Origin of the sequence: Rodentibacter rarus, from assembly GCF_001998965.1 — a bacterium.
GTDB classification, from domain to species: Bacteria; Pseudomonadota; Gammaproteobacteria; order Enterobacterales; family Pasteurellaceae; genus Rodentibacter; species Rodentibacter rarus.
This window is the reverse complement of the sequence record NZ_MLHJ01000104.1, coordinates 1-7,378: the sequence shown is the minus strand read 5'-3', so window position 1 is coordinate 7,378 and position 7,378 is coordinate 1. Positions and strand designations below refer to the sequence as shown.

Genomic DNA, 7,378 nt, shown 5'->3' with positions numbered 1-7,378 from the left:
GTTGCGTTGCGTTGCGTTGAACATTTTTGCGATCCTTATTTTAGTGTGTCAAGTGATTTTATTGCTTTTCTGAAATTTCTTTAAAAGAAATTGAGAAAGCATCTTTTAAGTTTTCAGGCATAGTGCGATAGTTGGTGAGTAATTTTTCTTCTTGCTCTGACATAGCAATTTCTTGAGTTGCAATCTGAAACATTTCCCCCTCACCACTCACAAGCCAATTTAAATTTACGCCTGCTTTGGCTATACCAGCCATCCCTTCGGCGTTTGGTTCACGCTCGCCACCGATATAACCTTGTAAGGTGCGGTAAGCTATGCCTGTTTGTTCCGAAAAGTCTTTAATTTTCCAATTCTTAGCTTCACAAACCTGTTTTAATCTTTCTGATATGCACATTTGAGCGTTCCTTTTTCAATTTAAAATTGACAAATACCGCAAATGAGCGTATATTTGATATTAATTAGAACATATCTTATCACGTTTGAGCGTATATTGAATATCCTGCAAACAGATTTTTAGACTATTTAAAGAACAACTATATGGCCCAACACTTCCTCCTCTCAAGCAAAGCCCGTACGCTTTCGTCCTATGAGATAGCTCAACTCTCGGACGAACAAGCGTTTGATTTGCTTTGTGAATTAAGATGGGGAAGTAAAGAGAATGTGGTTTGCCCGAAGTGCGGTGTTCAACACATCGCATATCGAATCTCCACCCGTAACCAATGGCGTTGCCGTCACTGTAATCATACTTTCAGCGTGACATCCGGCACAATTTTTGCCAATCGCAAGAAACCAATTAAGGTTTATCTTTTTGCCTTAATGGAATGGGTGAATGCCGTGAAAGGCTTATCTTCACTCCAATTGGCGCGTAACGCCAAATTAAATCCTCGTACTGCCTTTGTATTATCACATAAATTCCGTAAGGCGTTGCTTGAAAGCCGTGATATGCAGCCGCTTTCCGGTGAAATTGATATGGACGGCACTTATGTTCATCCTGCCCCCCGTAAAGCAAACAAGAAATCCGACCGTATCGACTATCGTCTAAAAGAAAATCAGAATCCTGATAAACGTTGTGTCATGGTTGCACGTGAACATTATTCGCCAGAAGAAAAAGCCAGTAATGCGCTGCATTGTGGGGCAAAACGCTCGCACGTCTTTGTCGCTCATACAGAATCACAATCCGTAGTAAAAAGTTTTGCGGACAAATTCGTTAAGCCTAACACGCGAATCAATACTGATGAAAGCAATGCCTATGATGTTTTGCTGCCGTATTATGATTTACGCACCGTCAACCATAAAGAGGAATATCGCAGTGATTTAGGCGTAACGAATAATCAGGCGGAAAGCCTATTCAGTCGATTCAAACGAATGTACTACGGACAGGTTCACCGCATCAGTAACGAATATTTGCTCAACTATGCCAACGAAATCGCCTACCGCGAGGATAACCGCCGTCAATCCAATAAAATCCAGTTTATTGATGTACTCAGTCGATGTTTAAAAACCACCAATGAAAACAACGAATGGTGCGGGTACTGGCAACGCAAAATTGTTCATCAAGAGGTCATCTGGCAATAAGTATGGCATACAATTTAGAAAAGAAGATTAAAGAATTTGAGTTTGAGCGCAAGCAGGTTTTACACCATTTAGCCTTGCTTGATGCCAACATTGCGACACTCAAACGCGCCATTGATTTAATGCAGCAGGAAAGCGATATTACGCTTTACAACACGCAAAACTTTGTTTATCGCCGCAAATTTAAGCTATTCAAAGGCAAAATCCGCAAATACCTTGTTCAAATCCTACGCAATGAGCCAAGCAAAGGCTTTAGCATCGCCGACCTCACCCAACGGATTTTTGAGATTGAACAAAATCAAGCGACACCTACCGAAAAACACCTTGATTCCGTTCGTAAGCAGCTCAATGAATTTTATCAAAGAGATTGGATTACCCGAACGCAAATCAGCAACAAAGAAGTGCTTTGGCAATGGAAATTAAAATAGCGGTATCTCTACCGCTATTTTTGCTATCCTTCTTTCTCTATCTGTTTTAACCGCCATTCAGACGTATCAAACATTCCTCTTTTCTTAATCTTGCAATGTAAATACTTTTCTTGTCGTTCAATAATCCCTTGTTTATATAGCTTGCGCAGTGCGTTTCCAATAGCGCATTGATGTGGCATTGTGATCTCTATACGAGAAGTCGATAACAGCTCCCTGTCTATTTTTATTGCGTCAAGCGTAATCGAATATAAATTTCGCCAATAATTATTTTGTTTGAATACTTGAGAAATCAGATAGGATAAATTCTTATTAAATGGCTTCTGACGAAGTAGTTTCGCTGTGTCATAGTCTTTTTTAATCATCCTCATATCAAAATCAGGATCGATATAACCTAAAGATGTCGTAAAGCTACTAATCTGTGCATTTAAAATTTTTTCTCGTTCGGCAAGCTCCTTGAGCTTATAAGAAACAATCGCATTTTCCTTATAGCATTGCTCAATTAACTTTACCATTTGCGAAACAAGGTAGGTTTCTGACATAATAAAATCCCCATTGAGTTAAAATTTCAATGGGGATTGTAAGACTTTTAATCGGTTAAATCTTTGTGCAATTGCTACATAATATCGTTTTTTTCAACCGCACTTTAGTTCTAGTGAACAGAAATTACAAAATTTCTTTTGCTGTCGCTACCACGTTATCCACGGTGAAACCGAACAATTTGAATAATTGATCCGCAGGTGCTGACTCACCGAAGGAATTCATGCCGACAATACGACCGCCGAAGCCCACATATTTATACCAGAAATCGGAAATTCCCGCTTCAATGGCGACACGTTTGGTGACAGAAGAAGGTAAAACGCTTTCACGGTATGCTTCATCTTGTTTGTCGAAACGATTGGTGCTTGGCATAGAAACCACACGCACGTTTTTGCCTTCTGCCGCAAGTACTTCTGCCGCTTTCACCGCAAGTTCTACTTCAGAGCCGGTAGCAATGAAGATGAGATCCGGTGTGCCTTGGCAATCTTTTAAGATATAAGCGCCTCGTGCCACATTGGCTAATTGCTCAGAAGTGCGGTCCATTTGCGCCAAATTTTGACGGGTGAAAATTAACGCACTCGGGCCTTCTTGACGTTCTACCGCTTGTTGCCATGCTACCGCAGATTCCACTTGGTCGCACGGGCGCCATGTTTCAAGATTCGGGATCAAACGCAATGCAGCGGTTTGTTCGACCGGTTGGTGCGTTGGACCGTCTTCCCCTAAACCGATGGAATCATGGGTATAAACAAAGAGATTACGTAATTTCATTAATGCCGCCATACGCACGGCGTTATGGGCATATTCGTAGAACATTAAGAAGGTTGCACCATAAGGAATGAAACCGCCATGTAACGCAATACCATTCATAATAGCTGACATACCAAATTCACGCACACCATAGTTGATGTAGTTCCCCCCCACGTTTTCATGGGCACGGATTGGTTTTGAACCGCTCCATAAGGTGAGGTTAGAGCTGGCTAAGTCTGCCGAACCACCTAAAAACTCCGGTAACACCTGTGCATAGGCTTCAATGGCATTTTGAGAGGCTTTACGGCTTGCAATGCTTGCCGGGGTGCCTTGTAATTTTTCAATGAAAGCTTGGGAATATTTTGTCCAGTCTGTCGGTAATTCACCTGCCATACGGCGTTTGAATTCAGCGGCTAATTCCGGATAGGCTTTTTCATAAGCAGCAAATTTTTCTTCCCAGGATTTTTCTGCAGCCTGACCTTTTGCTTTTGCATCCCACTCGGTATAATATTCCGCCGGAATTTCAAACGGTGCATAATCCCAATTTAATGCTTTACGGGTTAAGGCAATTTCTTCATCACCTAAAGGCGCGCCGTGGCTGTCGTGAGAGTTTGCTTTGTTTGGTGAACCAAAGCCGATAATCGTTTTGCAAATGATTAAAGTCGGTTTTTCTTTTTCGGCTTGGGCAAGAAGGGTTGCTGCACGAATTTGTTCTGCATCATGCCCATCCACATTGCGAATTACCTGCCAACCGTAGGCTTCAAAACGGGCGGCGGTATCATCGCTAAACCAACCCTCAACGTGACCGTCAATAGAGATATTGTTGTCATCATAGAATGCAATGAGTTTGCCTAAACCAAGCGTTCCCGCTAATGAACACGCCTCGTGGGAAACCCCTTCCATTAAACAACCATCACCTAAGAACACATAAGTGTAGTGATCCACAATGTCGTGGCCTTCACGGTTAAATTGACCGCCTAAGGTTTTCTCCGCAATCGCCATTCCCACGGCATTGGTGATCCCTTGACCTAAAGGACCTGTTGTGGTTTCAACACCCGGTGCATAGCCATATTCCGGGTGTCCCGGGGTTTTAGAATGTAATTGGCGGAACTGTTTTAAATCCTCAATAGAAAGATCATAACCGGTTAAATGCAACAAGCTGTAAATCAGCATTGAACCATGTCCATTTGACAATACAAAACGGTCTCGATCCGCCCATTTTGGATTGGTTGGATTATGTTTTAAAAAATCACGCCATAATACTTCGGCAATATCTGCCATCCCCATTGGTGCACCGGGGTGACCTGATTTTGCTTTTTGGACGGCATCCATACTTAAGAAACGGATTGCGTTTGCTAATTGTTGACGAGTTGCCATATTTTTCTCCTGTTATGATAAAAAATAAGTTTTACGGGTATTCTACCTTATTTATTCCCGCCTTTCGGTAAAAATTTGCATTTTATCTTATCGCGATAAGCTATCATTTATCCCCTACGCCGTCTTTGATTATAGCGTTGAATATTAGATTTAACTGGTAAATTGACCGCTTTCTGAGGTTCATGAGAGAGGCGATAAGCTCGGCGATAATGGCTTAAAAAATAATGAATAGAACTTGCTAATACCACCCCTAATAAAAACACGATGATAAGTTCACCATAAAGTCGAAGGAAAATTTGATTAATTTTATTTTGAGAAGATTGCGCATACTGCCCATCAAAGGTGACACGAAGAAAACCTTGAATCCCTAAATTAGAATAAACCGGCTCCACCACTTGCTGGGTATTTTGTGCCTCTTCCCACTTTTCCAACCCGAGACGTTGACGCAAACTTTCCGAATCTGTGCTTTGTGCCAATAATTTTCCTTGCGAATTATAAATCGATGCATCTAAAACAAAATGCTCCTGCACCAAGTTATCCAAATTTTCGGTGAGGGTTTCAATTTTGGCATTATTCATCAACAACACTGAAAACAAATTTGTTTGTTGACGCACTAAAATATGGGATAAATTCGATACTTGATTCACACTAGCCAGCTGCGAGCCGATTTTAAACTGTTGCACCCCAAACAAAATTACCGCCAGCGCCCCCAGGCAAAAAAGGACAATCAGCACCAACATCACTGATTTGATTAATTTATCTTTGATTAAATGCACGTTATTTTTCCCCAATTTGCCTTTAAATCGGCTAGAATAGTCTTCACTTTTGACAATTTACAGGATTTTCTATGCAAATTCAAAACCTTGCCGGTATTACACAAAAATATCCCTCATTTCCCACCGCACTTTTACCCGATCTTCCCCCCGCCCCACCAAAAGAGGGTTTTATCCTTTATGGTACACAGCTCAACCTGTCTGCCCTAATGCAATTTCAGCAAAAGTGCGGTCAAAATTTTCAGTGTTTTGATGCCTGGAATGTGGAAAAAAACACTGTGGTATTGCTTAAAGGACAGTGGCAGGATAGCTTTCTTTCTGCGGCTCATGAACTGTGTTTAGACATCGCCCTACTGAACTTCGAAGCAAAACTCTCCGAAAAAGGCTTATTAGTGATGGATATGGATTCCACCGCCATTCAAATAGAATGTATCGATGAAATCGCCAAACTTGCCGGCACGGGGGAATTAGTGTCCGCCATTACCGAAAGTGCAATGCGGGGGGAACTGGATTTTGAGCAGAGCCTACGCCGTCGGGTAGCCACCTTAAAAGATGCGCCGGAAAGTATTTTACAAGCTGTGCGATCCAATTTACCCCTCATGCCCGGTCTAACGGAAACCCTTCAAACCTTGCAAAAACACGGCTGGAAAACCGCCATTGCCTCAGGGGGGTTCACCTATTTCGCCGATTATTTAAAAGATTTATTAAAATTAGACTGTGCCGTATCCAACCAATTTGACATTGTGGCGGGCAAACTCACCGGGTTAGTCAAAGGCGATGTGGTCGATGCACAATATAAAGCACAAACACTGGAACGGCTGCGTGATGAATATGGCATTGCCCCCCAAAATACCCTTGCCATAGGCGATGGTGCCAATGATTTAGCTATGATGAGCGTTGCCGGTTTAGGGGTGGCGTTCCATGCCAAACCGAAAGTGCAACAACAAGCACAAATTGTGGTAAACTTCGCCGACCTAACGGCACTTTTATGTCTTTTAAGTGCAAGAGAAAGAATTTAACCTTAATGGGAGAAAATTATGCCATCTTTTGATATTGTTTCTGAAATTACCATGCACGAAGTGCGTAACGCCGTGGAAAATGCTAACCGTGTATTAAGCACCCGTTATGATTTCCGAGGCGTGGAAGCCATCATTGAACTCAATGAAAAAAATGAAACCGTGAAAGTAACAACGGAATCTGAGTTTCAACTTGAACAGTTAATCGAAATCTTAATTGGTGCATTTGTTAAACGTGGCATTGAACATGGCTCATTGGATATTCCAACGGAAAGTGAACACCATGGCAAACTTTACACCAAAGAAATCAAATTAAAACAAGGCATTGAAACCGAAATGGCGAAGAAAATCACAAAATTAGTGAAGGATTCTAAAATTAAAGTGCAAGCCCAAATTCAAGGTGATCAAGTGCGAGTGACCGGTAAATCCCGTGATGATTTACAAGCCGTTATTCAACTGGTGAAAAATGCAGAGTTAGGGCAACCCTTCCAATTTAATAATTTTAGAGATTAATTTTACATGCAAAGTGCGGTTAGAAATTTAACTGTTTTCAATATTATGTGGCCGTAAGAGAGAATATGGATACCATAAGAAGATACATCTCTAAATTAAATTCCGTTACGCTCACTGAACTTGAAACCTTAAATTTAAAGGAATAACGATAGCAATCAATCCGATTATAGCTCAGCCCCAAAAAGTTAGACTCATTTAATTCAAGGACTGAGTTCTGTATTCCACGGGGCTTAGTCCTTTTAGTTTTGCTTGAATCCGGTCATGATTATAGTCATGAATCGCTTGTTCAAGTTGCTCAAACGTTTCAAATCGCTTGCCGTAATAACATTCCATTTTTAATCAGGCAAAAAAAGCTCTTTATCGCACTATTATCAAGGCATTTCTCGACATACTTTATTAAATACTATCCTCAAGTATT

At 41.3% G+C, this 7,378-nt stretch carries 8 protein-coding genes and 1 pseudogene; 4 read left to right on the top strand and 5 right to left on the bottom strand.

The genetic code is table 11. From position 1 onward, the window contains the following. Positions 1–58 precede the first annotated feature (58 nt). Complete coding sequence (locus BKK50_RS09965) at positions 59–391, bottom strand: helix-turn-helix domain-containing protein (protein ID WP_077417658.1); 333 nt, start codon at positions 389–391, stop codon at positions 59–61. A 143-nt stretch (positions 392–534) separates the two neighbouring features. Between BKK50_RS09965 and BKK50_RS09960 the strand changes: the two genes are divergently transcribed. Both BKK50_RS09960 and BKK50_RS09955 read left to right on the top strand, forming a co-directional pair. Then, positions 535–1,572, top strand: coding sequence for an IS1595 family transposase (locus BKK50_RS09960; protein ID WP_077417657.1), 1,038 nt, complete (start codon positions 535–537; stop codon positions 1,570–1,572). A gap of 2 nt (positions 1,573–1,574) precedes the next feature. Beyond that, positions 1,575–1,997, top strand: a complete 423-nt coding sequence (locus BKK50_RS09955; protein ID WP_077417656.1) for a hypothetical protein — start codon at positions 1,575–1,577, stop codon at positions 1,995–1,997. A gap of 23 nt (positions 1,998–2,020) precedes the next feature. Here BKK50_RS09955 and BKK50_RS09950 read toward each other — a convergent pair whose 3' ends face one another. The 3 genes from BKK50_RS09950 to BKK50_RS09940 all read right to left on the bottom strand — a co-directional run bounded on the left by BKK50_RS09950 (position 2,021) and on the right by BKK50_RS09940 (position 5,434). Beyond that, positions 2,021–2,536: a hypothetical protein gene (locus BKK50_RS09950; protein ID WP_077417655.1), complete on the bottom strand. Its 516-nt coding sequence runs from the start codon at positions 2,534–2,536 to the stop codon at positions 2,021–2,023. A gap of 124 nt (positions 2,537–2,660) precedes the next feature. After that, complete coding sequence (gene tkt / locus BKK50_RS09945) at positions 2,661–4,658, bottom strand: transketolase (protein ID WP_077417654.1); 1,998 nt, start codon at positions 4,656–4,658, stop codon at positions 2,661–2,663. Between the two features lie 107 nt (positions 4,659–4,765). Then, positions 4,766–5,434 carry a YtjB family periplasmic protein gene (locus tag BKK50_RS09940; protein WP_077417653.1) on the bottom strand — a complete coding sequence of 223 codons (669 nt, stop codon included), beginning with the start codon at positions 5,432–5,434 and terminating at the stop codon, positions 4,766–4,768. A gap of 71 nt (positions 5,435–5,505) precedes the next feature. On the opposite strand from BKK50_RS09940, the gene serB reads away from it, so the two are divergent. Beyond that, positions 5,506–6,450 (top strand): phosphoserine phosphatase, encoded by a 945-nt coding sequence (gene serB / locus BKK50_RS12340; protein WP_143529803.1) that lies wholly within the window; start codon positions 5,506–5,508, stop codon positions 6,448–6,450. A gap of 18 nt (positions 6,451–6,468) precedes the next feature. Then, the gene (locus tag BKK50_RS12335; RefSeq protein WP_077499264.1) at positions 6,469–6,960 is read left to right on the top strand and encodes a YajQ family cyclic di-GMP-binding protein; all 492 of its coding nucleotides are present in this window, start codon (positions 6,469–6,471) and stop codon (positions 6,958–6,960) included. 195 nt (positions 6,961–7,155) lie between these two features. Here BKK50_RS12335 and BKK50_RS09930 read toward each other — a convergent pair. Then, positions 7,156–7,339 (bottom strand): annotated as a pseudogene (locus tag BKK50_RS09930) (IS3 family transposase); the annotation flags it as partial. Between the last annotated feature and the right edge of the window lie 39 nt (positions 7,340–7,378).